Genomic DNA, 24,541 nt, shown 5'->3' on the forward strand with positions numbered 1-24,541 from the left:
AACGCCGCTGCCTCGTGCCTCGCGCACTTCAGGAGGATGCCGTAACAGGCTGCGCCTGAAAGGATTTTTCTACCCCACCCCACGGTGTCGCATCTTGCGGCAGCAGATTTTTCGGCCTCTTTTGTCCCCGGTCCTGCAGCCGGCCTTATCGTTGTCGCAACGAATGTCGACGTGCAGGAGACCGAAGTGACGACCATCGACCCCGAAAACACCGCCCGCCTCAAGCTGCCCTACATCATGCCCTCGCAGGCGCAGAAACACGTCACCCACAACGAGGCGCTGCGCATGCTCGATGCGCTGGTACAGCCCGGCGTGCTCGATCGCGACCTGACGGCGCCGCCCGCCGACCCGCAGGAGGGCGACCATTACATTGTTGCGGCAGGCGCGGCCGGCGCCTGGGCGGGCAAGGACCACCATCTCGCCGCCTTCATGGATGGCGTGTGGTTCACCTTCCCGCCGCGGCTCGGCATGCTTGCCTGGATCGCCGACGAGGCGCGCCTCGTGGCGTGGAACGGCGCGGCGTGGTTGCCGCCGGCGCCCGACGACCTCCAGAACCTTTCCCTGCTCGGAGTGGGTACGGGCGCGGATGCCGCCAATCCCTTCTCGGCCAAGCTCAACAACACGCTGTGGACAGCGCGATACGGCGCCGAGGGCGGCGACGGCAGCCTGCGCTACAAGCTCAACAAGGAGGCGCCGGGCGACACCACCTCGCTGCTGTTCCAGACCGACTGGTCGGGCCGCGCCGAGATCGGCCTTGCCGGCAGCGACGATCTGTCCATCAAGGTCAGCGCCGATGGCGGCACCTGGAGCGAAGCGCTCAGGATCGACCGCCACGACGGGGTGACGGCCGTGCAGGGCCTGCGCCACCAGCCCACGGGCCGGGATCTGGCCTCGATGCTGTTCACCCCCGGCGGCGACGGGCAGGTGTCGATCTACCGCATCGACGGCACGAGCGCGCAGAACCCGCGGACGGCCACCATCGACAGCGTTTCGGGCGACACGATCACGCTGACCACCTTCGATGCCGGGCTGTTCTTCCACGACTTTATGGATGGCGTGAGCCGCATCCGCATCTGGAACGTGTCGAAGAGCCCGGAAGAACCGGCCTGGGTGGTCAGGAAGCCGGCCGGCAACCAGCTTCAGGTGCTCGATGCCGGCGACATCGCCGGCTGGGCGAACGGCGAGACGGTGCAGGTTGGCGATCCCACGGACGTGACGCCAAACCGCTGCATCGCGCTCGACATCTCGCCCATGCTCGTCAGCCTGTTCGGCCAGGCGTTCCGGCAGACCGGCATCATGGTGAAGGCGAATGTTCTGGCGGCGGCGGACGGCGACACGATAGACATCACGCCAACCGGCGTGTCGGGTTCCTTCGTGGTGGCCGCTTCGGCGCCGAGTTCGGCGGGGGTGACTATCATCCCGTGCACCGAGCAGTCGCCCATCTCCAATTCCAATCTCGTATTCTTGCGGGAAAAGGTCGCCACCACGGCCGGCACTCGCCTCTTGAGCTCTATTGCGGTGTTCGCTTGATCTCCCGGCGCGGCACGGGCAGCGTGAAAGGCTCCCCTTCGCAGGCGTCCGCGCCCCGGCCGATGGCGCGGATCGCCTCGGCCATGCGGCCCCGCCGACCCAGCATCTCGTCGGCAATCCGCACAATGCGGATATTGGGCGTGGCGGCGGGGCAGCGCCGGCGCAGTTCGAGGGCGAGCGCACGCTCGTCGCGTGTCGGGTCGAGGGCGGCGGCCATGCAATAGGCTGCCGCCGTCGAACGGCTGATGCCGGCATAGCAGTGCACCACCAGGGGAAAAACCCGGTTCCAGGACCGGGCGAACGCGAGAAGTGCCGCGACATGCTCCGGCGTGGGCGCCACCAACCCCGGCCTCTCTTCCGTGATGTCGTGCATTGCCAGGTGCAGGCAGCAGGCAGGGTCGAGATGGGCCGGGCACGGCGGCGGCGCATCGACCGACAACAGCGAAACCAGATGCGTGGCCCGGGTCGCCCGAAGCGTCTCGGAAAGCCGGGAGAGGGGGGTGACATGAATCATCGCCGGCTGCCATCCCTGATCGTTTGCCAGCGGCGCAGGGAGCGGGAGAGGCGCAGAAGCGCCGCGTCGTCGCCCGGAAGGCCGAGGCGCAGCGCCTCGGGATCCTCCGTGAAGCTGCGCACCAGAATGCCGTCCTCGCCGAGGCAGCGAAACAGGCTCTCCGCCCCTGACGGGCGCAGAAAACGGAAGAGCGGCGTGCCGCCGGCAACGCGGAGGCCGTTTTCCGCCAGCAGCGCGTCGAGCTGCGCGGCGCGGCGTTGCAGTCGTCTTCTCGTCTCCTCCTGCCAGGCGTGGTCGGCGAGCGCCTGCCGGCCGATCTCGATGGCCGCGCCGCTGACCGGCCAGGGGCCGAGGCGTGCCCTCAGCCGTGCGGCAATGCGAGGGGCGGCAATCGCAAAGCCGAGCCGCACGCCGGCAAGGCCGAAGAACTTGCCGAAGGAGCGCAGCACCACCAGGCCGCCGTCATCCACCGCCGCGTCGAGCGCCTCGCCACAGGGGCCTACATCCATGAACGCTTCATCGACCACAAGAAGACCGCCGCGGGCGCGCAGACGGGCGGCAAGGTCCAGAAGAGCGGCGCGTTCGCTTACGCGCCCATCCGGGTTGTTGGGGTTGACGACAATGGCGAGATCGGCGCTGCGAAGCGCCGCGAAGTCGCGCGTCTCGGCCACGGCATGGCCGGCAAGCGCGGCGGCGCGGCGGTGCTCGGCATAGGTGGGCGAAAGGACCGCCGCCCTTCCCGGAGCCACGAGCGCGGCCACCAGCGGCAGCAGCATCTGCGTGCCCGGCGCCGCCACCACATGCTCCGCCCCTGGTGCTCCATAGGCGCGGGCGGCGACATGCGCCAGGTCTTTCAGCCCCGCCTCCTCCGGCAGGCGCTGAAAGGCGCTGGCAGGCAGGCGGGGAAGCGGATAGGGATAGGGGCTGATGCCCGTCGAAAGATCGAGCCAGGGCTGCGGCGCGCCGGGAAACAGGGCCGCGGCGCGCTCAAGGCTCCCGCCATGATCGTCCACCTCTCTTGCAGGATCGTTTGCCGGTCGCGCCATGTTCCTTCTTCTAGCCTTCCTGTCGCTTGTCATCGAATGCGCCCTTGGCTATCCCGACCGGCTGTACCGGGCGATCGGCCACCCGGTCGGCTGGATGGGCAGGCTCATCGGCCGGCTGGAGGCGGCGCTCAACCGGCCGGAATGGCCGGCGCATCTGCGCCGCGTCTCGGGCGCCGGCGCGCTCGTGCTTCTCGTCGGCCTGGCGGGCGGGGCCGGCTGGGCGCTGCAGGCGCTGCCGGGCAGCGGCGTGGCGGGCCTTGCCCTCACGGCGCTCCTGGCCAGCACGCTGCTTGCCCAACGCAGCCTTGCCGCCCATGTGGCGGCCGTTGCCGCGGCGCTGGAGGGGCAGGGGCTTGATGCCGGGCGCAGGGCGGTCTCCATGATCGTCGGGCGCGATACGGCCGCGCTCGACGAAGCGGGCGTGTGCCGCGCCGCCATCGAGAGCCTCGCGGAAAATTTCTCCGACGGCGTGGTCGCACCGGCATTCTGGCTGGCGCTTCTCGGCCTGCCGGGGGCCGCCGCCTACAAGGCCGTCAACACCGCCGACAGCATGATCGGCCACAAGAGCGAGCGCTACCGTGCCTTCGGCTGGGCGGCAGCGCGTCTCGACGATCTGGTGAACCTGCCGGCCTCGCGGCTTGCGGCGCTGTTGATCGTGGCCGCCGCCTTTCTCGCCCGCCAGGGCTCGCCGGCCGGCGCCTGGCGAGCCGTGAGACGCGACGCCCGCCGCCATCGCTCGCCCAATGCCGGCTGGCCGGAGGCGGCGATGGCTGGCGCGCTCGGGCTGGCGCTCGCCGGGCCGCGCAGCTATGGCGGCCAGACCGTGGAGGATGCGGTGATGGGAGAGGGCGGCCGCCGCGCGGCCAGCGCTGCCGACATTCGCCGCGCGCTCCGGCTCTTCTGGGCGGCCGACGCCCTGCTTATCGCCCTTGCGGGCGTCCTGGCGGGGCTTTTCATGCTGCATGGCTGAAAAGCCTTTCGAGATCGACATGGGCCTCCAGGTGCCGGGCCAGCGCCTCCAGGGTTTCCTCAACGCCCGCCTCGTAGTCGTGGCCGGCCGCCCTGCCGCCGAGCCGTGCGAGCCAGGCGGCGCGCTGGCGGTCGTCGGCAAAGAGCCCGTGGACATAGGTGCCGAACACGCGCCCGCCCGCCGCCACGGCGCCGTCCGGGCGCCCGCCCTCCAGACGGGCGAAGGGGCGGGCGCAATCCGCGCCTTCGCTTCTGCCCATGTGCATCTCGTAGCCCCTGAACGCGACGCCGTCGAAGGTGCTGCCTGCCACCGTCACCAGCCGCTTGTCGGGTGAAAGCGTGGTGTCGACCTCCAGAAGCCCGAGCCCCGGCATGCGCCCGGCCGGCCCCTCCATGCCGTGCGGATCCGCTATCGTGCGCCCCAGCATCTGGTAGCCGCCGCACAAGCCCAGCACATACCCGCCGCGACGCAGATGGGCGGCGATGTCGATGTCGAAGCCGGCCGCCTTGAGGGCCTGCAGGTCGGACATGGTGGCCTTGGAGCCGGCCAGCAGCACGAGCGCCGCATCGCCCGGCAGGGCCTCGCCCGGCCACACGCGCACGAGATCGACATCGGGTTCGCTTTCCAGCGGGTCCAGGTCGTCGAAATTGGCGATGTGGGGCAGGATGGGCACGGCAATCTTCACCCGCCCGCCTGCAGGGCGCACCTCATGCTTGCCGGCAAGCGCCAGCGCGTCCTCCGCGGGCAGGCGGCGCGCCCCCTCGAAGAAGGGCACGAGGCCGAGCGCCTCCCAGCCGGTGCGCCGGGCGATCTCGGCCATGCCGTCCTCGAAAAGCGCGGGGTCGCCGCGAAAGCGGTTGACGATGAAACCGCGGATCATGGCCGCATCGGCCGGCTCGATCACATGCCTGGTGCCCACCAGGCTGGCGATCACGCCGCCGCGGTCGATGTCGCCGATCAGCACGACCGGCACGTTCGCGGCGCGGGCAAAGCCCATATTGGCGATGTCGCGGGCGCGCAGATTGATTTCCGAGGCGCTGCCGGCGCCCTCCACGAGCACGAGATCGGCATCGCGCGCGAGATGGCGGAAGCTTTCGAGCACGCGCGGCAGAAGTTTTCCCTTCACGTGCTGGTAGTCGGCGGCGCCGGCGTTGCCATACACCTTGCCCTGCACGACGATCTGCGCGCCCACTGCACTCTGCGGCTTGAGAAGCACCGGGTTCATGTGCACGCTCGGGGCCGCGCGCGCGGCACGCGCCTGCAGAGCCTGCGCCCGGCCGATCTCGCCGCCGTCGGCCGTCACCGCCGCGTTGTTCGACATGTTCTGCGGCTTGAAGGGCAGCACCTTGAGCCCCCGGTTGGCGAAGGCCCGGCAAAGGCCGGCGACGATCAGCGACTTGCCGACATCCGAGCCCGTGCCCTGGAACATCAGCGCCCGCGGCATGGCTAGAACTCGATGCCCTTCTGGGCCTTCACGCCGGCGGAAAAGTGGTGCTTGACCTGTCCCATCTCGGTGACGAGGTCGGCGGCCTCGATGAGCGGCGGCTTGGCGTTGCGGCCGGTAACGACCACGTGCAGGTCGTCGCGGCGGGCGCTCAGCACCGCCACCACATCGGCGACATCGAGATAGTTGTAGCGCAGCGCGATGTTGAGTTCGTCGAGAATGACGAGCCCGAAGTCGGGATCGTCCATCAGCATGCGCGCCCTTGCCCAGGCCCTTTCGGCGGCGGCGATGTCGCGTGCAAGGTCCTGCGTCTCCCAGGTGAAGCCTTCGCCCATGCTGTGCCAGGACACCAGGTCGCCGAAGCGCGCCAGCGCCTCCCGTTCGCCGGTGTGCCACGCCCCCTTGATGAACTGCACGACCCCGACGCGGCGCCCGTGGCCCAGCATCCTGAGCGCCAGGCCGAAAGCCGCGGTGGACTTGCCCTTGCCGGGGCCGGTGTTGACGATCAAGAGGCCCTTTTCCGCTGTCCTTGCGGCCACCTCGGCGTCCTGCACCGCTTTGCGCTTGGCCATCTTGGCCCTGTGGCGCCGGGCCTCGGCTTCGTCGATGTCGCGCATGTCACTTCACCTTCAGGGGCAGGCCGGCGGCCATGAGCTCGACGCTGTCGGCCCTGGCGGCGACCATCTGGTTGAGCATGCCTGCCGCATCGCGGAAGCGGCGGGCCAGTGCATTTTCCGGCACGATGCCAAGCCCCACCTCGCTCGCCACCACCACCCAGGGGCCGCGCGGGCGCGCCAGCGCATCGGCCAGGTGCCGGCACGCCTCTTCTACCGCGTGACCGGCCAGCATCACATTGCTCAGCCAGAGGGTCAGACAATCGACAAGAAGCGGCTGGCCGTCCGCCACCTCGGCCAGCGCCTCGGCAAGCGCAAGCGGTGCCTCCCGCGTTCTCCATTGCGGGCCGCGGCGCGCGCGATGGGCAGCGATGCGCGCCCGCATCTCCTCGTCATGCGCCTCGGCCGTTGCGATATAGGCCCAGGGCGGCGGACAGGCCGCAACCAGCGCCTCGGCGTGGCGGCTCTTGCCCGAGCGCGCCCCGCCCAGGACGAGGGTGAGGCGGCCGCCCTCAGGCAAGGTGGCTCTGCGGCGCGTCCATCGCCTCGGCGAAGCGCGCGCGCGCCACCCCCACCGCAGCCCCCAGCACCAGCCAGAAGACGAGATTGGTCAGCGTCACCGCCACCACGAAATCGTGATGCAGGGCGGCGGGCACCGCCGTCTCATGGCTTGCCGGCTGCGGGGCGCCCAGCGCGTGGGGCGCCACGATCAGCGCCACGCCCGCCACCGCCAGAAGTGCCCGGCGGCCGAAGACGATGAGCGCCAGCCCGGCCGCCGTCGCGCAGACGGTGGCGATCCACCATGCCTGGCGCGCCAAAAGGTCGGCCGCCGGCATGCCGGGAAGCTCTGGCGGCAGGCCGAGACCCGGCGCCAGCGTGAAGACAGCAAAACCCGACAGACCCCAAAGGAGGCCCTGGCGCCAGCCGGCGATGCCGCCCGCCGCCTCGGAGGCGGCAACCAGCACAAGCGCAAAGCCGATCGCGGTGACGATGTTGACCAGTACTGTATAGACGGTGCGCTCCGCCCCGTCGGCCGGCATCCAGGCGTCTTCGCCGTGGTGGTGGTCGGAGGCGGCGACCTCTTGACCGTGGTCGTGATCGGGCGCCGGCGCCCCCGTCTGCTCGTAAGCCTCGGCGGCGAGAATCAGCGGCACGGTGAACATACCCTGCAGCCCTGCCATGACGATGCCGGCGAAAAGCCCGGCGATGACGGCCAGAAAGACCGTGTTTCTGAATACGGACATGGAATCCCCCTCTGCCATGAAATCTTTCGCCCGAAGGGCATCGCGCCCCCGGGCTCACAACGCGCAACGAAGGCGGCGCGTCAGTGGCAGGGGAAGGCCATGGAATGGCGGTAGTCGTGGCCGGCGTTGTGGACAACGTCCATATGCGCGAAGCCGGCAACGCCGATGATGGCAAGGCCCAGCAGCCCGGTCATCAGAAGAGGCCGGATGCGCGCCATCGCCGCGTGGCCGGCGCCAGGCATGGTGGATGCGGTCATGATCTGCTCCTTTTCACCCTCCACCCGAGGGTTCCTGGGGTTGCGTCGCGTCGACGGCAGGTCTCCTGGCTCGCGGGTCTGGGCTCTCGCCCGCCTTCCCGAAGCACATGCTCCAGTGGCGGTTGGGCGAAGCTCGCCGCTCACAGTTGCGGGGGCAGCCGCGGATCGGGTTTCCCCTACCGCGTTCCCTCTTTCGTCCCCGAAGGGAACCGACGACGCTGCAAGCTTAGACGAAATCGTTGCGTGCACAAGACGGAAATCATCCGCGTTGACAGGCAAGCCACGGCCCCTCTAAATGACGCTGCGACGGTTCTTCCGGCCGAGAGGCCGGGAGCTAAGAGGGAATGCGGTGCGCCCCTTCGGGGCAAGTCCGCAGCTGTCCCCGCAACTGTAATCGGAGAGCCCTCCGCAAGAGGCCACTGAGGCGAATGCCCCGGGAAGGCGCGGCAGGGCGGCGATCCGTAAGCCAGGAGACCTGCCGTCGAGAAGTTCAATCCTGACCGCCTGGCGGGTGACCCGGGCAAAGGACGCGCTCTTGACCGACGGCTTTTCACGACAGGCGGATTCTCCCTTCCCTCCCGTTTGCGGCACGGCAGAGGCCGGTGGCGCGGTCACCATCGTGGTGTGCAGTTCCTGCCGACGGCCGGGCGATGGCGAGGCCCTGCCGCGCCCCGGCTCGGCGCTGGCGCGCAACACGGCGGAGGCAGCCCGCGACGCGGATGTTCGCGTGCGCCAGGTCGCCTGTCTGGGCAATTGCAGGCGCGGCCTGTCGGCGGCCATCCTGCGCGAGGGGTGCTGGTCCTACGTGTTCGGCGGCCTTGCGCCGCACAGCGGGCCGGACCTGGTGGCCGGCGCGCGGCTGTTTGCCGAATCGCACGACGGCTTCATGCCCTTCCGCGGCCGCCCGGAAGCGCTGAAGCGCGGCCTCGTCGCCCGTATTCCCACCCTCGACAGCCTGAAGGAGATCCCATGAGTGCCTGCATCCGCCGTGTCCCCTGTACCGTCGTCACCGGCTTCCTCGGCGCGGGCAAGACGACGCTTATCCGCAACGTCCTGGCGCGGGCAAACGGGCGGCGCATTGCCATCATCGTCAACGAGTTTGGCGATGTCGGCATCGACGGCGAGCTCCTGAGGAGCTGCGGCATCGAGGGCTGTCTTGAAGACGACGTGCTGGAGCTTGCCAATGGCTGCATCTGCTGCACGGTGGCCGACGATTTCGTGCCGGCGCTCGACCGCATCCTGGCGCGCGCGCGGCCGGTCGACCATATCCTCATCGAGACTTCGGGGCTCGCCTTGCCCAAGCCGCTGGTGCAGGCGTTCAACTGGCCGAACGTGAAGAACCGCGTCACCGTGGATGGCGTGGTGGCGGTGGTGGACGGGCCGGCTCTGGCGGCGGGAAGGGTGGCGGCCGACGAGGCCGCGCTCGCCGCGCAGCGCGCCGCCGACGAATCGCTCGACCATGACGATCCCATCGAGGAGGTGTTCGAGGATCAGGTGGCCTGTGCCGATCTCGTCATCCTCTCCAAGAGCGATCTTCTCGACGAGGCGGGCCTTGCCCGCGCCCGGCGCGCCGTGGAGCGCCGCCTTTCCCCGGCCGTCAAGATCGTCCATGGCGCCAATGGCGATGTCGATCCCGGTGTGCTCCTGGGGCTTGGCCTTGCCGTGGAGGAGGACATCGAGAACCGCTGGAGCCACCACGACGGCGCCGACGAGCACGAGCACGACGATTTCGAGACCTTCATCGTCGATCTGCCGCCGGTGGCCGCGCCGGATGAGCTGGCGCGGCGGGTGGCGCGCGCCGCCGAGGCGCAGAACGTGCTGCGCCTCAAGGGGTTCGCGCATGTTGCGGGAAAGCCGATGCGCCTTGTCGTGCAGGCCGTCGGCCCCCGAGTGACCCATCACTACGATCGCGCCTGGAAGGCGGATGAGAAACGGGCGACGCGCCTCGTCGTCATCGGCCTGAAGGGCCTTGACCGCGCGGCGGTCGAATCGCTGCTGGCGGCCTGAGGCCATGCATATCCTCGCCACCAGCTCCGCCTCGCTTGATGATCTGATCGAGCCCGTCGATCTGCGCCAGCGCCCGGCGGAGATGGTGGCACTGTCCTTCACCGACAGCGACCTTTCCAGCCTTGCCGCGGCCTGGCGTGCGGAGGGTTCGGCGGTGCCGGAGCTTCGCCTCGCGTCCCTGCGCGAGCTGCGCCATCCCATGTCGGTCGATCTGTGGGTGGATGGCGTCGGCGCGCAGGCCCGCGTCATCGTCGCGCGTATTCTGGGCGGGTACGACTGGTGGCGCTATGGCTGCGACCGGCTGGCTGCTGTCGCCCGCGAAAGGGGCATTGCGCTCGCCCTTCTGCCCGGCGATTGCAACATGCGCGACGCGCGGCTGGCGGCGCGTTCCACCGTTGGCCCGCAAAGCTACGAGCGGCTGCTGTCCTGCTTCCGCGAGGGCGGGCCGCAGAATCTGCGTCTCCTCCTCCGCCACATGGCGCGTCTTGCCGGTCGCGACATCGCGGCGGGCGAGCCGCGCCCGCTGGCGCGCGCCGGCTTCTACGCGCCGGGCCGGGGCGTGGTGCCGCTCGACCATTTCGCAGCCTGCGGGGAAAAGCGGCCCGTGGTTCCGCTGGTCTTCTACCGCTCGATGCTGCTGGCCGGCGATGTGGCGCCCGTCGACGCGTTGGCCGAGGCCCTCGCGCAGAGGGGAATCCTTGCCGTACCCGTCTTCGTGGCAAGCCTGCGGGAGGCTGCGGCGCAGCAATGTCTCGCCGAGGCGGCGCGGGTGCTCAAGCCCGTCGCGCTCATCACCGCCACCGCCTTTGCCAGCAACATGGAGGGAGAGGCGGACGGCCTGTTCGACAGGCTTGGCCTGCCGGTCTTCCAGGCGGCCATCGCCACCACGCAGCGCCAGGCCTGGGAGGCGGGCGAGCGCGGGCTGGCGCCGGCCGACCTTGCCATGCACGTGGTGCTGCCGGAGCTTGACGGCCGCATCATGGCCGGCGCCATCTCCTTCAAGGAGCCGCAGGAGGCCGACCCGGCGCTGGCCGCCGGCATTCAGGCAAACCATCCGGTGCCCGACCGCGTGGCGCAGGTGGCCGCGCGCGTCGCGGCCTTCATCGCGCTGCAGTCCACGCCGCGTGCGCAGCGCCGCCTTGCCATCATCCTGCCGGACTATCCGGCGGCCAGGGGGCGGGCCGGCTATGCGGTGGGCCTCGACGTGCCGCAAAGTGCCATTGCCATGCTTCACGACCTCAAGGAAGCCGGCTATCACGTTGAGAATATTCCGCAATCGCCGCGCGATCTCATGCGGCTTCTGGAGCGGGAAGGCGCCTTGCTCTCCGCTGCCGAATATGCCGCCGCCTTCGCGCGCCTGCCGCCGCCTTCGCGCGATGCGGTCACGGCCGCCTGGGGGCAGCCGCAGGAGGCTGCCGGCGACGGCGCCTTCCGTTTCCGGGCGGCCCGCTTCGGCCATGTCACCGTGTGCTTTGCGCCGGACAGGGGGCGTTCGGCCGAGCGGCGGACGGAGTATCACGATCCCTATCTGCCGCCCGGCCATCGCCTTCTGGCCTTCGGCGTATGGCTCAGGGAAGCGCTCGGCTGCCATGCGCTCGTGCATCTCGGCGCCCATGGCACGCTGGAATGGCTGCCGGGCAAGGCGGTGGCCCTGAGCCGCAACTGCTTCCCCGAGATCGTGGCGGGCAGCCTTCCCGTGGTCTATCCCTTCATCGTCAGCAATCCGGGCGAGGCTGCGCAGGCCAAGCGGCGGATTGCCGCCGTGACGCTCGGCCACCTGACGCCGCCGCTCGTTGGCGCGGGGCTTGCGCCGCAGGAGCAGGCGCTCGAACGGCTGGTGGACGAATACGCCCAGGCCGACGGGCTTGACCGGCGCCGCCGCGACAGGCTTGCCCGGCTGATCGTGGAGACGGCCAGAGACAGCGGCCTTGCGCGCGAGGCCGGCGTCGCGGAGGACGACGAACCAGAGGCGGCGCTGTTGCGCATCGACGCCTGGCTTTGCGATCTCAAGGATTTCGCCATCAAGGACGGCCACCATGTCTATGGCCGTGCGGACGAGGGAGAGGGCGACGCGGCGCGGCGCGAGAGTGCGGCGCGCGAGCGCCAGGCATTCATCGACGCGCTCGACGGCCGGCGCGTGCCGCCCGGCCCTTCCGGCGCGCCGGCGCGCCGGCGCACGGACGTGCTGCCCACCGGGCGCAACCTCTTCACCGCCGATCCACGCACCCTGCCCACGCCGACCGCGCAGGCGCTGGGCGAGGCGGCGGCCGAGGAGGTGGTGCGCGCCTACCTTCAGGAACATGGCGAGTATCCGCGCACCCTGGTGCTCGATCTGTGGGGCAGCGCCTCGCTGCGCACCGGCGGCGAGGAGATTGCGCAGGGGCTGGCGCTCATGGGGTGCCGCCCGCAGTGGGATTCGGCCACCGGGCGCGTTACCGGCATCGAGGTGCTGCCGCCGGCGGCCATCGGCCGGCCGCGCATCGACGTGACGTGGCGCATTTCCGGCCTGTTCCGCGACATGTTTCCCGTGCAGATTGCGCTTCTGGACGCCGCGGTGGCCGCCGTCGCGGCCCGCCAGGAGGCGGAGGACGAAAATCCCCTTGCCGCCGCCGCGCGGCGCGAGGGCGGGCGGCCCGCACGCATTTTCGGCTCCGCCCCCGGCACCTATGGCGCCGGCATCGAGGAACGGCTGACCGATGGCGCGTGGGAGGAGCGCGCCGAACTCGGCCACGCCTATCTCGACGCCGCCTCCCACGCCTTCGGCGGCGCGGAGGGGGTGGGGCGCCGCGCGCCCGGCGCCTTTGCTGCGCGCATCGCCGGTGCCGACCTGCTGGTGCATCCGGGCGACGATCCGGGCCGCGACATTCTGGAGGGCTCGGCCGATGTCGCCTTCATCGGCGGCTTTTCCGCCGCCCTTGCCGCGCTCGGGCACAGGGCGGACCTCGTGGTGCTGGACACGACGGACCCGGCACGCCCGCGCGCCCGCTCGCTGGCTTCCGCCATCGCCCGCGCCGTGCGCGCCCGCGCGCTCAACCCGCGCTTCATCGAGGGCCAGCTTCGGCACGGGCCGCGGGGAGCGGCGGAACTGGCCGAAACGGTGGACCGGCTGGTGGGCTTTGCCGAGACGACGGATGCCGTTCCCGGCGCGCTCATCGAGGCGGTACATGCCGCCTATCTGGAGGATGAGCGGGTACGCCGCTTTCTGGCCGAAGAGAACCCGCAGGCCCTGCGCGCCATAGCCGAGCGCCTGTCGGATGCGCGCCGTCGCGGCCTTTGGCATCCGCGGCGCAATTCGGTGGACGGCGACCTTGCAGATCTCATTGCCGAGGCGCAGGCCGGGGAGGCGGAATCATGAGCCTGCGGCGCGGTGCCTGTCCCTCGCTTGCCCGGCCCATGCAGACCGGCGACGGCCTGCTGGCGCGCATCAACCCCGTGGAGGGGCGGCTTTCGGCCGGTGCCCTTGCCGGCCTGGCGCGCGCGGCGCGGCGCTTCGGCAACGGCATTGTGGAAATCACCGCGCGCGGCAGCCTGCAGGTGCGTGGGCTTTGCCGGGACGGGGCGGAAGCCCTGGCGCATGAGGTGGCGGCGCTCGGCATCGCGCTGCGCACCGGGGTGCCGGTGGAGGTCGGCCCGCTTGCCGGGCTGGATGCGCGGGAGATCGCCGATCCGCGTCCCCTGGCGGAGAGGATCGCCGGAGGCTGCGCGGCGCTCGGCCTTGCCGGCCGGCTGGGGCCGAAGGTCTCCGTCACGGTCGATGGCGGCGGCGTGCTCGGCCTTTCCGGCGTGCCGGCGGACGTGAAGCTGGAGGCCGTCGCGCGGGACGGCTGGCTTGTCGATGTCGGCGGGCCGGCCGCCGACCTGCGGCGTCTGGGCTGCTTCGGCGCGGCGGAGGCGGCCTCGATCACCCTCGCCATTCTGGAGGCGGTGGCCGGGCAGGGAAAGGCCGCGCGGGCGCGCGATCTCTGCGATGCCGCGCTGGCGGCGATTGCCGGGCGTGCGCCAACGGCTGCCTCGTCCCTTTCGACCTCGCGCCCGCCGGTCGGCCGCCTTCCGCTGGCCAATGCGGGCTGGGCTTGGGGCTTTGCGCTGGCCTACGGGCAGATCGAGGGCGCCGCGCTTCAGGCCTTCGCCGCGGCGCTGGGTGAGGGAAGGGCGCTGCGGCTTGCGCGCGGGCGCGGGCTCATCGTCCTGGATGTGGATGAGGGCGAGGAGGCCCGCCTTCTTGCCGCAGCGCGCAAGGCGGGCCTCGTCACCGACGCGCGGGACAGGCGCCTTTCCATCGCCGTGTGCGCGGGCAGGCCCGCCTGCGCTTCGGCGCATCTGGCAACGCGGCGCCTTGCCGATGCGCTGGTCGCCCGCCGGCCGGCACTCCTCGACGGCTCCTTCACGCTGCATCTTTCGGGCTGCGGCAAGCATTGCGCCCGCCCGCCCGGCCCCTGCGTGACGCTTACGGGCACGGCCGGCGGCGCCACCCTGCATGCCGCCGGCATGCCCATCCCCTCCGAACTGGAGGTGCAGCTTCGCGCCCTCCTTGAAGAACAAGCCAGGCAAGCCCCATGACCACCGACTACATCCGCGATGGCACTGCCATCTATGAAAAGTCCTTCGCCATCATCCGCGCCGAGGCCGATCTGTCGCGCTTCGGCGCAGCCGAAGCCGAGGTGGCGGTGCGCATGATCCATGCCTGCGGGCTGGTGGAAGCGGCCGATGCCTTCGTCTTCTCGCCCGGTTTCGTGGCGGCGGCGCGAGCCGCGCTCGGCCGTGGTGCGCCCATCCTCTGCGACGCCGAAATGGTGGCCCACGGCATCACCCGCGCCCGCCTTCCCGCCGCCAACGAGGTCGTCTGCACCCTGCGCGACCCGCGCACGCCCGAACTTGCGGCGAGCATGGGCAACACCCGCTCCGCCGCCGCGCTCGAGCTGTGGCGCGGGCGGCTCGAAGGCGCGCTGGTGGCCATCGGCAATGCGCCGACGGCGCTGTTCCACCTTCTCGACATGATCGAGGCCGGGGCGCCGCGGCCTGCCGCGATTGTGGGTATGCCCGTCGGCTTCGTCGGTGCCGCTGAATCCAAGGAGGCGTTGGCCGAAGGCCGTCACGGCATTCCCTTCGCTACCGTGCGCGGGCGCATGGGTGGCAGCGCGCTTGCCGCCGCCGCCGTCAACGCCCTGGCGAGGGCCGGGCTATGAGCGGCCGGCTGATCGGCGTGGGCACCGGGCCCGGAGACCCCGAGCTGCTGACGCTCAAGGCGGTGAGGGCGCTCCAGAGCGCGGACGTGGTGGCCCATTTCGCCAAGCGGGGCAACGAGAGCAATGCGCGCGCCATCGTCGCGGCGCATCTGCGCGCCGACGTCATGGAACTGCCGCTACTCTATCCCGTCACCACGGAAATTCCCCGGCATGACCCGGCCTATCGGACGGCCATCGCCGCCTTCTATGAAGACGCGGCGCGCGCCGTCGAGGCGCATTTGCGCGCCGGGCGCACCGTTGCGGTGTTGAGCGAGGGAGACCCTCTCTTTTACGGCTCGTACATGCATCTGCACGCCAGGCTCGCCCCGCACTATCCGGCGGACGTGGTGGCGGGTGTCACCGCCATGTCCGGCTGCTGGTCGGCGGTGGGCCTGCCGATTGCCCAGGGCGACGACGTGCTTACGGTGCTGCCCGGCACCTTGCCGGAGGCGGAACTCGTGCGCCGCTTTGCCGATTCGCAGGCCTGCGTCGTCATGAAGGTGGGGCGCAATCTGGCCAGGATCCGCCGCGCCCTTGCCGAGGCCGGCCGGCTGGCGGATGCCGTGTTCGTGGAGCGCGGCACCATGGAAGCCATGGTGGCCATGCCGCTTGCCGAGAAGCCGGACGACAGGGCGGCCTACTTTTCCATCGTCCTGGTGGCGGGCTGGGAGGCGCGGCCATGACGGGCAGGCTTGCCGTCGTGGGGCTCGGCCCCGGCAGTCCCGCCCAGACGACGCCGGAGGCGGCGGCGGCGCTGGCCGCGGCGAGCGATCTGTTCGGCTACGGCCCCTATCTCGACCGGCTGAAGCCTGCCCCCGGCCAGCGCCGCCATGCCTCCGACAATCGCGAGGAGCTTGCCCGTGCGCGCGCGGCCCTTGAGACGGCCGCCGCCGGGCGCAGCGTCGCCATGGTCTCGGGCGGCGACCCCGGCGTCTTCGCCATGGCCGCCGCCGTCTGCGAGGCCATCGAGGCGGGCCCCGCCGCCTGGCGTGAGATCGAGCTCGACATCACGCCCGGCATCACCGCCATGCTGGCGGTGGCGGCGCGCGCTGGCGCGCCGCTCGGCCACGATTTCTGCGCGCTTTCCCTGTCCGACAATCTGAAGCCGTGGGAGGCGGTGGAGACGCGGCTTCGCGCCGCCGCCGGCGCGGGGTTCGTGCTCGCCTTCTACAACCCGATCAGCCGCGCCCGGCCCTGGCAGCTTGGCCGCGCCTTCGAGATCCTGCGCGAGGTGCTGCCGGCCTCCACGCCGGTGATCTTCGGGCGCGCCGTGGGCCGGCCGGACGAGTGCATGATCGTCACCACGCTCGCTGAGGCCCACGCCGGGCAGGCTGACATGGCGACCTGTGTCATCGTCGGCTCACCCGAAACGCGGCTGGTGGAGCGGCCGGGCCGGCCTCCGCTCGTCTACACGCCGCGTTCCTCGGGGAGGGCTGCGAGATGACGGATGCGTGCCGCCGCCTGCCCGACGCTTGCCGCCGCCCCGGGCGGAGTGGCGCGTGGCCGGCGCACCATGATGACGGGCAGGCGAAGCGCACGGGCCGCGGCGATCTTGCCATAGGTGGCCTCGCCGCCGCTGTTCTTGGCGACCACCATGTCGATACGGTGTTCTTCGAGAAGCGCCCGCTCCGCCGCGATGTCGAAGGGGCCGCGCTCCAGGATGAAGCGTGCATTGGCGGGCGCGGCTTCCGCCGCCACCGGATCGACGCTGCGCACCAGATAGAAGTGCTGCGGGCAGGCGGCGAAGGGAGCAAGCTCCTGCCGGCCGATGGCGAGGAAGACGCGCCTCGGCCGCGCGCCCAGAAGCGATGCCGCCTCGGCCACGCTCGCCGCCTCGCGCCAGCGGTCTCCGGCCACGGGCTGCCAGGGCGTGCGTTCCAGTACCACCAGCGGCACGCCGGCAAGAGCCGCCGCGCGCTCGGCATTCTCAGAGATGCGCGCGGCGAAGGGATGCGTGGCATCCACCAGCAGGCCGATGCCCTCCTGGCGCAGGTGGCGGGCCAGGCCGTCCGCCCCGCCGAAGCCGCCGATGCGCACATGGGCAGCCATCGGGCGCGGGCTTGCGGTGCGCCCGGCAAGCGAGAGCGTGACGCGCAGCGCCGCCTCCTTCGCCAGCGCCTCGGCGAGAAGGCGGGCCTCGCCCGTGCCGCCGAGAATGAGAACGTTCCGAGGGTCCATCATGCCATCTAGAGAGGAGGCGGGCGGGCGCGCAACGGGAAAATGGCTCGCCGTCGTGGGCATCGGCGAAGACGGCGCGGAGGGCCTGAGCCCGCGCGCCAGCGCGCTCGTGGCCGGGGCGCAGGTCGTCTTCGGCGGCCGTCGGCACTTGGCGCTCGCCGCAGCGCTCATCCGTGGCGAGGCGCGGCCCTGGCCCACCCCCTTCGACGCAGCGGTGGCGCAGGTGGTGGCGCTGCGCGGGCGGCCTGTCTGCGTGCTCGCTTCCGGCGATCCGTTCCACTATGGCGTCGGCGTCACGCTGGCCCGCCACGTGGCGAGGGAAGAGATGCAGGTGGTGCCCGCGCCTTCGGCGTTCAGCCTCGCCGCGGCACGGCTGGGCTGGGCGTTGCAGGCGGTGGAGACCGTTTCGCTGCATGGGCGGCCGGTGGAGGGCCTGGTGCCCTTCCTGCATCCCGGGCGGCGCATTCTGGCGCTCACCTCCGATGGCGCGGGGCCCGGCGCCATCGCCGCCCTGCTTGCCGAAAGGGGTTTTGGCGCATCGCGCCTCCACGTTCTGGAGGCGCTGGGCGGGCCGCGCGAACGGGTTTGCAGCGCCACCGCCGGGACGCTGGGCGACGCCGTCTTCGATCCCCTCAACGTGGTGGCCGTCGAGGTGGCGGGCGGCGGGCGCGCGGCCGCGCCGCCGCTCGGCGCGGGGCTGGACGAGGCGCTGTTCGAGCATGACGGCCAGATCACCAAGCGCGAGATCCGTGCGCTGACGCTCAGCACGCTGGCGCCGCGGCGCGGCGAACTCCTGTGGGACATCGGCGCCGGCGCGGGCTCCGTGGCCATCGAGTGGATGCTGGCCGATCCTTCCATGCGCGCCATCGCCATCGAGCGGGAGGGTGCGCGCGCCGCCCGCATCCGCCGCAACGCCCTGTCGCTCGGTGTTCCGGGCCTCGAAGTGGTGGAGGGGGCGGCGCCGGCTGCACTCGAGGGGCTCGCTCCCCCCGATGCCATCTTCATTGGCGGCGGGGGAAGCCAGGCCGGCGTTGCGGAGGCGGCCCTGGCGGCCCTGCGGCCCGGCGGGCGGCTCGTCGCCAATGCCGTGACGCTGGAGATGGAGGCGGCGCTGCTCGCCCTCCAGGCCCGCCACGGCGGCCATCTCACACGCATCGCCGTCTCGCGCGCCACGCCGCTCGGCGGCATGACGGGCTGGCGGCCGGCCATGCCGGTCACCCAATGGTCATGGGTGAAGCCATGAGGGTGGCAGGGCTTGGATGCAGGAAAGGCGTGGCCGCCGGTGAGGTACTGGCGGCTTTGGACGCCTGCGCTGCGGCGCTCCGCCCGCCTGCGGTGCAGGCGCTTGCCACCGCCGCCTCCAAGGCCGGGGAGCCCGGCATCCTGGCCGCCGCCGGGCTTCTGGGCCTGCCGCTCATCCCTGTGGATCGGGCGGCTCTGCGGCGTGCCTCGCCACGCTGCATGACGCATTCCGCAGCCTCGCTCGCAGCCACCGGCACGCCTTCGCTCGCCGAGGCGGCGGCCCTGGCGGCGGCGGGCGAGGGCAGCCGGCTCATCGCCCCGCGCATTGCCAGGGGCAACGTCACATGTGCCATCGCGCAAGCTGGGGACGAAACATGACGGTTCACTTCATCGGCGCCGGCCCGGGCGCGGCCGACCTCATCACCGTGCGGGGGCGCGACCTGCTCGCGCGTTGCCCTGTCTGCCTCTATGCCGGCTCCATCGTGCCGGAGGAGCTGCTTTCCCATTGCCCGCCCGACGCCCGCCTGGTTGACACTGCACCCCTGTCGCTCGACGAGATCGAGGCCGAATATGTGAGCGCGCATCGAAACGGGCAGGATGTGGCGCGCCTGCATTCGGGCGACCTGTCGGTGTGGAGCGCGGTGGCCGAGCAGATGCGGCGGCTTGCGCGGCTCGGCATTCCCTACACGCTCACCCCGGGTGTGCCGGCCTTCTCGGCCGCAGCCGCCGCCCTTGGGCGGGAGCTCACCATTCCCGAGGTGGCGCAGAGCCTGGTGCTGACGCGTGTGCCGGGCCGCGCCTCGGCCATGCCCGAGGGCGAGACGCTGGAAAATTTCGGCCGCACCGGCGCCACGCTGGCCATTCACCTCGCCATCCACGCGTTGGGGCGCATCGTGGCGGCGCTTGGGCCCCTCTACGGGGCGGATTGCCCGGTGGTCATCGTGGCACGCGCCACCTGGCCGGATCAGCGCATCGTGCGGGGCACGCTCGCCACCATTGAGGAGAAGCTCAAGGAGGAGCCCATCGAACGCACGGCCATCATCTTCGTAGGACGCGGCCTTGCGGCGGAGGACTTTCGCGACAGCGCCCTCTACGACGCCACCTATCAGCGGCGCTTCCGGGGGCGCGAGGCATCATGAGCGTCGCGGATGCCGTGGCGCGGCTGCCCTATGCGCCGCCGCCCTTCGAGCCGGGCCATGTGTGGCTGGCAGGTGCCGGGCCCGGCGGTCTCGGCTGCCTGACGCTGGAGGTGGCCGCCGCCCTGCAGGCGGCCGATGTCGTCATCTACGACGCGCTGGTCGATCCCGCCGTGCTTCAGGCAGCCTGCGGCGCACGCCACCTCTATGTGGGGAAGCGCGGCGGAGAGCCTTCCACACCGCAGGACACGATCAACCGCCTGATGGTGGCGGAGGCGCGGGCCGGCCGGCGGGTGCTGCGCCTCAAGGGCGGCGACCCCAACACCTTCGGGCGCGGCGGCGAGGAGGCGCTGGCGCTGGCGGCTGCCGGCATTCCCTTCCGTTTCCTGCCGGGTGTCACATCCGCCTTCGGCGCGTTGGCGGCCGCCGGGATCCCGGCCACCATGCGCGGCGTCAACAAGGCAATCGTGCTGGCCACCGGCCACGCCGCCGGCACGCCGGAGGACCTCGACTGGGCGGCGCTGGCCGGTACCGGCCAGCCCATCGTCATCTATATGGGCATGCGCAATCTCGAAGCCATTGCCAAGGCGCTGATGGCCGGCGGCCTGAGCGGGCGCACGCCCGCCGCCATCCTCATGGCCGCCACCACCGCCGGGGAGCGGGTGCTGGTCGCCAGGCTGGAGACCATCGCGGAGCGGGCGCGGGCCGAAGGGTTCCGCGCCCCGGCGCTCATCGTGGTGGGCGACATCGTCGGCCAGCGCCGGGCGCTCGCGCCCCGGCAGGCGTGCGAAAGGATGGATGCATGAGCGCGCATGGTCTCATCGTCGGCGCGGCGCGCTCCGGCTCCGGCAAGACGAGCGTGACCATCGGCCTGATGCGCGCCTTTGCCCGGCGCGGCCTGCGGGTGGCAGGGGCGAAATCCGGGCCTGACTACATCGACCCCGGCTTCCACGCCGCGGCCACCGGGCGGCCCGGTGTCAATCTCGACAGCTGGGCCATGGCGCCGGCGCTGCTCGACACCCTGGCGGCCCGGCAGGCCGAGGGGGCCGACCTTCTGATCGTCGAAAGCGCCATGGGCCTGTTCGACGGTGTGCGCGAGCCTGAAGGGCGCAGCGGGGCGGCGGCCGATCTTGCCCGCCGCTTCCGCCTGCCGGTGCTCCTGGTGCTCGACATCTCGGGCCAGTCGCAGACCGCGGCGGCCATCGCCCACGGCTTTGCCAGCTTCGACGAAGATGTGCGCGTGGCCGGCGTCGTGCTCAACCAGGCGGCAAGCCCGCGCCACGAGGCCCAGGCGCGCGAGGCGATCGAGGCGCGGGGCATTTCCGTGTTCGGTACGATCCACCGCAACCCGGACATGGCACTGCCCGAGCGACATCTGGGCCTTGTGCAGGCCAGCGAGCATGCCGCGCTCGAAGGCTTCATCGAGCGGCTGGCCGATACGATGGAACGCGCACTCGACCTCGACGCGGTGCTTGCGTGCGCTGCCCCGTTGGCGGCGGCCGGGGGATCGGGCGCCCACCACCTGCCGCCGCCCGGCCAGCGCATCGCCATTGCCCAGGACGCCGCCTTCACCTTTCTCTATCCGCATGTGGTGCGGCACTGGCGCGAGGCCGGCGCGGAGCTTGTCGGCTTCTCGCCGCTGAACGACGAAGGCCCGGCAGATGACTGCGATGCCTGCTGGCTGCCCGGCGGCTACCCGGAGCTTCATGCGGACGCGCTGGCGGCGGCCGGCAATTTCCGGCGCGGTCTTGCCCGCTTTGCCGAGACGCGGCCTGTCCATGGCGAGTGCGGCGGATACATGGTGTTGGGCAAGGCGCTCACAGACGCTCAGGGCGCGACTCATGCCATGGCCGGCCTGCTCTCTCACGTCACAAGCTTTGCCAGCCGCAGGATCAATCTCGGCTATCGCGAGGCACGGCTTCTTGCCGATTGCCCGCTGGGGCGGGCCGGGGCTGTGGTGCGCGGCCATGAGTTCCACTATTCGCGCCTCACCGATCCGGGCTGCGACGAGCCGCTGGTCGCGCTTTGCGATGCGCTGGGCAACGCGCTGGGGCCGGCCGGCGGCCGGAGGGGCCACGTGACCGGCACCTATTTCCACGCCATGGCCCGGGCTGCGCCATGACGGACAGTGAAGCCCTTCGGGCGCGCCGCCTCGGTGGTGAGGTGCTGGCGGCCATCGGTTTCTACACCCGCCTGCCGGTGCCGGCACCTGCCGTCTCCTTTGCCGCCGCGCAGTGGGCGGCCCCCCTGGCCGGCGCCGTGGTGGGGCTTGTGTCGGGGCTCGTGCTTGCCGGCGCTTCGTGGCTCGGCATCCCGGCAGTGGTGGCGGCGGCCATGGCGCTTGGCGTCGCCATGCTGGTGACGGGCGGCCTGCACGAGGACGGGCTTGCCGATGTGGCGGACGGTTTCGGCGGCGGCCGGAACCGCGAGGAGAAACTGGCCATCATGCGCGATTCGCGGGTGGGCACCTTTGGGGTGCTCGCCCTGCTCGTCGCCGTGCTCGTCCGCTGGGCCGCACTGACCGCCCTTGCGGGTGCGGGGGCGTGGGCCGCGCTGCTGGCGCTCGTGGCGGCCCACGCCGCCTCGCGCGCGCTCCTTCCGCTCTTCATGGTCTTGGTGCCGCCGGCCCGCACGGACGGGCTTTCGGCCGGGACCGGCCGGATCGGCAGGGCCACCGCGCTTGGCGCGCTCGCTGTCGGCGGCCTGGCGCTCGCCGCCTGCGGGCCGGGCCTTGCGCTTTCGGCGGCTGTTCTTCTGGGCGTCTGGTTTCTCGCGCTTGCGCGGCTTTGCCGGCGCCAGATCGGCGGCCAGACGGGGGACGTGCTCGGCACGCTTCAGCAGGGGGGCGAGGCTGCGGTGCTCATCGCCGCCTCCGCGACGTTCACGTGAAGGAGAAGAGATGACGGACCTTTCCTCGATGGATGCCATCCGTGCCGCCTGCCGCGACCTGCCGCAGGGTGATGACGAGGCCGCGCGTGCCGCCGCGGCGCGCCAGGCGACGCTCACCAAGCCGCCGGGAAGCCTCGGCCGGCTGGAGGAGATCGCCATCTTTCTGGCGCGCTGGCAGGGGCGGGCTCAGCCGGTCCTCGAACGGGTGGAAATCCTCGTCTTCGCCGGTTCCCACGGTGTGGCGGCGCGGGGCGTGTCGGCCTTCCCGGCCGAGGTGACGCAGCAGATGGTGGCCAATTTCGCTGCCGGCGGCGCCGCCATCAATCAGCTTGCGGGCGTGGCCGGCGCCAGGCTTTCCGTCATCCCGCTCGATGTCGAACGGCCGACTGGCGATTTCACCTGCGGGCCGGCCATGTCCGAGACCGCGTTCATCCACTCGGTGCGGGCGGGCTTCGAGGCGGTGCGCGCCGATGCCGATCTTGTCTGCCTGGGCGAGATGGGCATCGCCAACACCACCGCCGCGGCGGCCCTCGCGGCGGCCCTTTTCGGCGGGGCGGGGGAAGGCTGGGTGGGGCGCGGCACGGGCGTCGACGATGCAGGGCTGACGCGCAAGGCGGATGTTGTGAATGCCGCGCTCGCCTTCCACGGCGGGGCGCTTGCCGATCCTCTCGCGGCACTGCGCCTGGTGGGTGGGCGCGAGCTGGCCGCCATGTTCGGCGCCGCGCTCGCGGCGCGGCGCCTGCGCATTCCGCTTCTCATCGACGGCTTTGTGTGCACGGCGGCGGTGGCGCCGCTTGCCCGGCTTGCGGGCCACGGGCTGGCCCATGCGCTGGCCGGCCATGTCTCGGCGGAGGCGGCGCATCGCCGGCTTCTCGAAGAGCTGGGCCTTGCCCCGCTTGTCGATCTCGGCATGCGGCTGGGCGAGGGCTCGGGCGCGGCTGTCGCGGTTCTCCTCCTGCGCGCGGCACTCGCCTGCCACAACGGCATGGCGACCTTTGCGCAGGCGGGCGTTGCAGGAGGATAGGCGCATGCGCACGCTCCTCGTCATCGGCATCGGGACCGGAAACCCCGAGCACATGACGGTGCAGGCCATCAACGCGCTCAACCGCGCCGACATCGTGCTCATCCCGCGCAAGGGCGAAGGGAAGGAGGCGCTGGCCGATCTGCGGCGCGAGATCTGCCGGCGCTATCTCGCCAATGCCGGAACTCGCCTTGTCGCCTTCGACCTGCCGGAGCGCGACGAGGCCGAGCCCTCCTATGCCCGGCGCGTGGCCGACTGGCATGCGGCGATTGCCAGAACCTATCGCGACCTGATCGCCCGGCATACGGGCGAGGGGGGCACGGTCGCCCTCCTGGTGTGGGGCGATCCGTCGCTCTACGACAGCACGCTGCGCATTCTCGACCGGCTGGAGGATATGGCGGACTTCGCCTTCCGGCGCGAGGTCATCCCGGGCATCGCCAGCATCCAGGCGCTGGCCGCCAGCCACGCCATGGCACTCAACACGGTAGGCGGCGCCGTGCAGCTCACCACCGGGCGCAGGCTCAGGCAGGAGGGGTTTCCCGATAACGCCGACAGCGCCGTCGTCCTTCTCGACGGTGAAACCGCCTTCGAGACGCTGCCTCAAGCGGATTACGACATCTTCTGGGGCGCCTATCTCGGCGCGCCGGACGAGATCACGCTGGCCGGCCCGCTCCACCAAGTGGCCGGGCGCATCGTCGAGGCGCGGCTTGCAGCCCGGCAGCGGAAGGGCTGGATCATGGACACCTATCTCCTGCGCCGGCGCCGGTGAGCACCCTGCTCAGCGCCGCTTTTCCCGCCGCCTGTGCCACCACACCTCCAGGCGCCGGCGCAGGCGGCGCACCGTGGCCATGTCATAGGAGAGAATCAGGAGACCCGCCGGAATCATCCAGAAACCCAGCACCGGCAGGAAGCCGAACAGGCCGAGCACGACCAGCAGGCCGCCGCTTACCATCCGCGCGATGCGCGAACGCGGCAGCGGCATGCGCCGCCCGGCCAGGGAGACGTGCGGGCGCGGGCCCTTGTGCCCGCGGCGCGAATCTCCGTGTCGCGTCGAGGTGTCTGTCTCTTGCATTCGTTCCTGCGCTGTCCGCTCCGCGCCGTATCGACGCCCTTGAGCCTTGTTTGGCCTGCATCCGCTCCCCATATGCAGCCCGGCTATGGCGATTGCGAGACCCGTAGCCGAAAATTCGTGAAAAAAAGTCGTCACAAGCGCTTTGCAAACTC

Annotated in this window: 26 protein-coding genes and 2 riboswitches; of the genes, 17 read left to right on the forward strand and 9 right to left on the reverse strand. The window is 71.4% G+C overall.

The window, feature by feature from the left end; translation table 11 throughout:
- The first annotated feature begins 186 nt into the window (after nt 1–186).
- Nucleotides 187–1,530 (forward strand): DUF2793 domain-containing protein, encoded by a 1,344-nt coding sequence (locus NYR58_RS01555; protein WP_261518637.1) that lies wholly within the window; start codon nt 187–189, stop codon nt 1,528–1,530.
- Here NYR58_RS01555 and NYR58_RS01560 read toward each other — a convergent pair.
- Nucleotides 1,511–2,044: a tyrosine phosphatase family protein gene (locus NYR58_RS01560; RefSeq protein ID WP_261518638.1), complete on the reverse strand. Its 534-nt coding sequence runs from the start codon at nt 2,042–2,044 to the stop codon at nt 1,511–1,513. The two genes, NYR58_RS01555 and NYR58_RS01560, sit on opposite strands and share 20 nt — an antisense overlap.
- The gene (gene cobD, locus NYR58_RS01565) at nt 2,041–3,090 is read right to left on the reverse strand and encodes a threonine-phosphate decarboxylase CobD (protein ID WP_261518639.1); all 1,050 of its coding nucleotides are present in this window, start codon (nt 3,088–3,090) and stop codon (nt 2,041–2,043) included. The genes NYR58_RS01560 and cobD overlap by 4 nt, the downstream gene beginning before the upstream one ends.
- Here cobD and cbiB point away from each other — a divergent pair.
- Entirely contained in the window at nt 3,089–4,060 is a 972-nt protein-coding gene (gene cbiB / locus NYR58_RS01570) for an adenosylcobinamide-phosphate synthase CbiB (protein WP_261518640.1), read from the forward strand. The genes cobD and cbiB overlap by 2 nt on opposite strands.
- Here cbiB and NYR58_RS01575 read toward each other — a convergent pair.
- The 5 genes from NYR58_RS01575 to NYR58_RS01595 form a co-directional block, all read right to left on the reverse strand.
- A complete protein-coding gene (locus NYR58_RS01575) occupies nt 4,044–5,504 on the reverse strand; it encodes a cobyric acid synthase (RefSeq protein WP_261518641.1) in 1,461 nt (486 codons plus the stop codon). The two genes, cbiB and NYR58_RS01575, sit on opposite strands and share 17 nt — an antisense overlap.
- Nucleotides 5,505–5,506: 2 nt before the next feature.
- A complete protein-coding gene (gene cobO, locus NYR58_RS01580; protein ID WP_261518642.1) occupies nt 5,507–6,121 on the reverse strand; it encodes a cob(I)yrinic acid a,c-diamide adenosyltransferase in 615 nt (204 codons plus the stop codon).
- 1 nt (nt 6,122) lies between these two features.
- Complete coding sequence (cobU, locus tag NYR58_RS01585) at nt 6,123–6,638, reverse strand: bifunctional adenosylcobinamide kinase/adenosylcobinamide-phosphate guanylyltransferase (protein WP_261518643.1); 516 nt, start codon at nt 6,636–6,638, stop codon at nt 6,123–6,125.
- Entirely contained in the window at nt 6,631–7,362 is a 732-nt protein-coding gene (locus NYR58_RS01590; protein WP_261518645.1) for a CbtA family protein, read from the reverse strand. Before NYR58_RS01590 ends, cobU begins: the two co-directional genes overlap by 8 nt.
- A gap of 80 nt (nt 7,363–7,442) precedes the next feature.
- Complete coding sequence (locus tag NYR58_RS01595) at nt 7,443–7,622, reverse strand: CbtB domain-containing protein (RefSeq protein WP_378074781.1); 180 nt, start codon at nt 7,620–7,622, stop codon at nt 7,443–7,445.
- 35 nt (nt 7,623–7,657) lie between these two features.
- Nucleotides 7,658–7,848: riboswitch (cobalamin riboswitch) on the reverse strand.
- A 61-nt stretch (nt 7,849–7,909) separates the two neighbouring features.
- Nucleotides 7,910–8,116, forward strand: a riboswitch (cobalamin riboswitch).
- Nucleotides 8,117–8,154: 38 nt separating this feature from the next.
- On the opposite strand from NYR58_RS01595, the gene NYR58_RS01600 reads away from it, so the two are divergent.
- From NYR58_RS01600 to NYR58_RS01630, 7 genes are read left to right on the forward strand one after another with little or no spacing between them, the layout of a single operon-like run.
- Nucleotides 8,155–8,592, forward strand: coding sequence for a DUF1636 family protein (locus tag NYR58_RS01600; RefSeq protein ID WP_378074778.1), 438 nt, complete (start codon nt 8,155–8,157; stop codon nt 8,590–8,592).
- On the forward strand, nt 8,589–9,626 hold the full coding sequence (gene cobW, locus NYR58_RS01605) for a cobalamin biosynthesis protein CobW (RefSeq protein WP_261518649.1): 1,038 nt from the start codon (nt 8,589–8,591) through the stop codon (nt 9,624–9,626). The genes NYR58_RS01600 and cobW overlap by 4 nt, the downstream gene beginning before the upstream one ends.
- A gap of 4 nt (nt 9,627–9,630) precedes the next feature.
- Entirely contained in the window at nt 9,631–12,981 is a 3,351-nt protein-coding gene (gene cobN, locus NYR58_RS01610; protein WP_261518651.1) for a cobaltochelatase subunit CobN, read from the forward strand.
- Nucleotides 12,978–14,186: a precorrin-3B synthase gene (cobG, locus tag NYR58_RS01615; RefSeq protein ID WP_261518652.1), complete on the forward strand. Its 1,209-nt coding sequence runs from the start codon at nt 12,978–12,980 to the stop codon at nt 14,184–14,186. The genes cobN and cobG overlap by 4 nt, the downstream gene beginning before the upstream one ends.
- Nucleotides 14,183–14,812: a precorrin-8X methylmutase gene (locus NYR58_RS01620; protein ID WP_261518653.1), complete on the forward strand. Its 630-nt coding sequence runs from the start codon at nt 14,183–14,185 to the stop codon at nt 14,810–14,812. Before cobG ends, NYR58_RS01620 begins: the two co-directional genes overlap by 4 nt.
- The gene (locus NYR58_RS01625; protein ID WP_261518654.1) at nt 14,809–15,534 is read left to right on the forward strand and encodes a precorrin-2 C(20)-methyltransferase; all 726 of its coding nucleotides are present in this window, start codon (nt 14,809–14,811) and stop codon (nt 15,532–15,534) included. The genes NYR58_RS01620 and NYR58_RS01625 overlap by 4 nt, the downstream gene beginning before the upstream one ends.
- A complete protein-coding gene (locus NYR58_RS01630) occupies nt 15,531–16,295 on the forward strand; it encodes a precorrin-3B C(17)-methyltransferase (RefSeq protein WP_261518655.1) in 765 nt (254 codons plus the stop codon). The genes NYR58_RS01625 and NYR58_RS01630 overlap by 4 nt, the downstream gene beginning before the upstream one ends.
- On the opposite strand, the gene NYR58_RS01635 is transcribed toward NYR58_RS01630, so the two are convergent.
- The gene (locus NYR58_RS01635; RefSeq protein ID WP_261518656.1) at nt 16,259–17,029 is read right to left on the reverse strand and encodes a cobalt-precorrin-6A reductase; all 771 of its coding nucleotides are present in this window, start codon (nt 17,027–17,029) and stop codon (nt 16,259–16,261) included. The two genes, NYR58_RS01630 and NYR58_RS01635, sit on opposite strands and share 37 nt — an antisense overlap.
- Nucleotide 17,030: 1 nt before the next feature.
- On the opposite strand from NYR58_RS01635, the gene cbiE reads away from it, so the two are divergent.
- The 8 genes from cbiE to cobF are packed head-to-tail and all read left to right on the forward strand — an operon-like array spanning nt 17,031 to nt 24,086.
- The gene (gene cbiE / locus NYR58_RS01640) at nt 17,031–18,272 is read left to right on the forward strand and encodes a precorrin-6y C5,15-methyltransferase (decarboxylating) subunit CbiE (protein WP_261518657.1); all 1,242 of its coding nucleotides are present in this window, start codon (nt 17,031–17,033) and stop codon (nt 18,270–18,272) included.
- Nucleotides 18,269–18,649 (forward strand): cobalamin biosynthesis protein, encoded by a 381-nt coding sequence (locus NYR58_RS01645; protein WP_261518658.1) that lies wholly within the window; start codon nt 18,269–18,271, stop codon nt 18,647–18,649. The genes cbiE and NYR58_RS01645 overlap by 4 nt, the downstream gene beginning before the upstream one ends.
- Nucleotides 18,646–19,410, forward strand: a complete 765-nt coding sequence (gene cobM / locus NYR58_RS01650; RefSeq protein WP_261518659.1) for a precorrin-4 C(11)-methyltransferase — start codon at nt 18,646–18,648, stop codon at nt 19,408–19,410. Before NYR58_RS01645 ends, cobM begins: the two co-directional genes overlap by 4 nt.
- On the forward strand, nt 19,407–20,213 hold the full coding sequence (gene cobA / locus NYR58_RS01655) for a uroporphyrinogen-III C-methyltransferase (RefSeq protein WP_261518660.1): 807 nt from the start codon (nt 19,407–19,409) through the stop codon (nt 20,211–20,213). Before cobM ends, cobA begins: the two co-directional genes overlap by 4 nt.
- Nucleotides 20,210–21,529, forward strand: a complete 1,320-nt coding sequence (locus NYR58_RS01660) for a cobyrinate a,c-diamide synthase (RefSeq protein WP_261518661.1) — start codon at nt 20,210–20,212, stop codon at nt 21,527–21,529. The genes cobA and NYR58_RS01660 overlap by 4 nt, the downstream gene beginning before the upstream one ends.
- Nucleotides 21,526–22,296, forward strand: coding sequence for an adenosylcobinamide-GDP ribazoletransferase (cobS, locus tag NYR58_RS01665; RefSeq protein ID WP_261518662.1), 771 nt, complete (start codon nt 21,526–21,528; stop codon nt 22,294–22,296). The genes NYR58_RS01660 and cobS overlap by 4 nt, the downstream gene beginning before the upstream one ends.
- A gap of 10 nt (nt 22,297–22,306) precedes the next feature.
- Entirely contained in the window at nt 22,307–23,320 is a 1,014-nt protein-coding gene (gene cobT, locus NYR58_RS01670) for a nicotinate-nucleotide--dimethylbenzimidazole phosphoribosyltransferase (protein ID WP_261518663.1), read from the forward strand.
- Nucleotides 23,321–23,324: 4 nt separating this feature from the next.
- Nucleotides 23,325–24,086 (forward strand): precorrin-6A synthase (deacetylating), encoded by a 762-nt coding sequence (gene cobF, locus NYR58_RS01675; RefSeq protein ID WP_261518664.1) that lies wholly within the window; start codon nt 23,325–23,327, stop codon nt 24,084–24,086.
- A 9-nt stretch (nt 24,087–24,095) separates the two neighbouring features.
- On the opposite strand, the gene NYR58_RS01680 is transcribed toward cobF, so the two are convergent.
- A complete protein-coding gene (locus tag NYR58_RS01680; protein ID WP_378074580.1) occupies nt 24,096–24,389 on the reverse strand; it encodes a hypothetical protein in 294 nt (97 codons plus the stop codon).
- Between the last annotated feature and the right edge of the window lie 152 nt (nt 24,390–24,541).

It is taken from the genome of Chelativorans intermedius (genome assembly GCF_025398255.1).
In the GTDB taxonomy this organism is placed as follows: domain Bacteria; phylum Pseudomonadota; class Alphaproteobacteria; order Rhizobiales; family Rhizobiaceae; genus Chelativorans; species Chelativorans intermedius.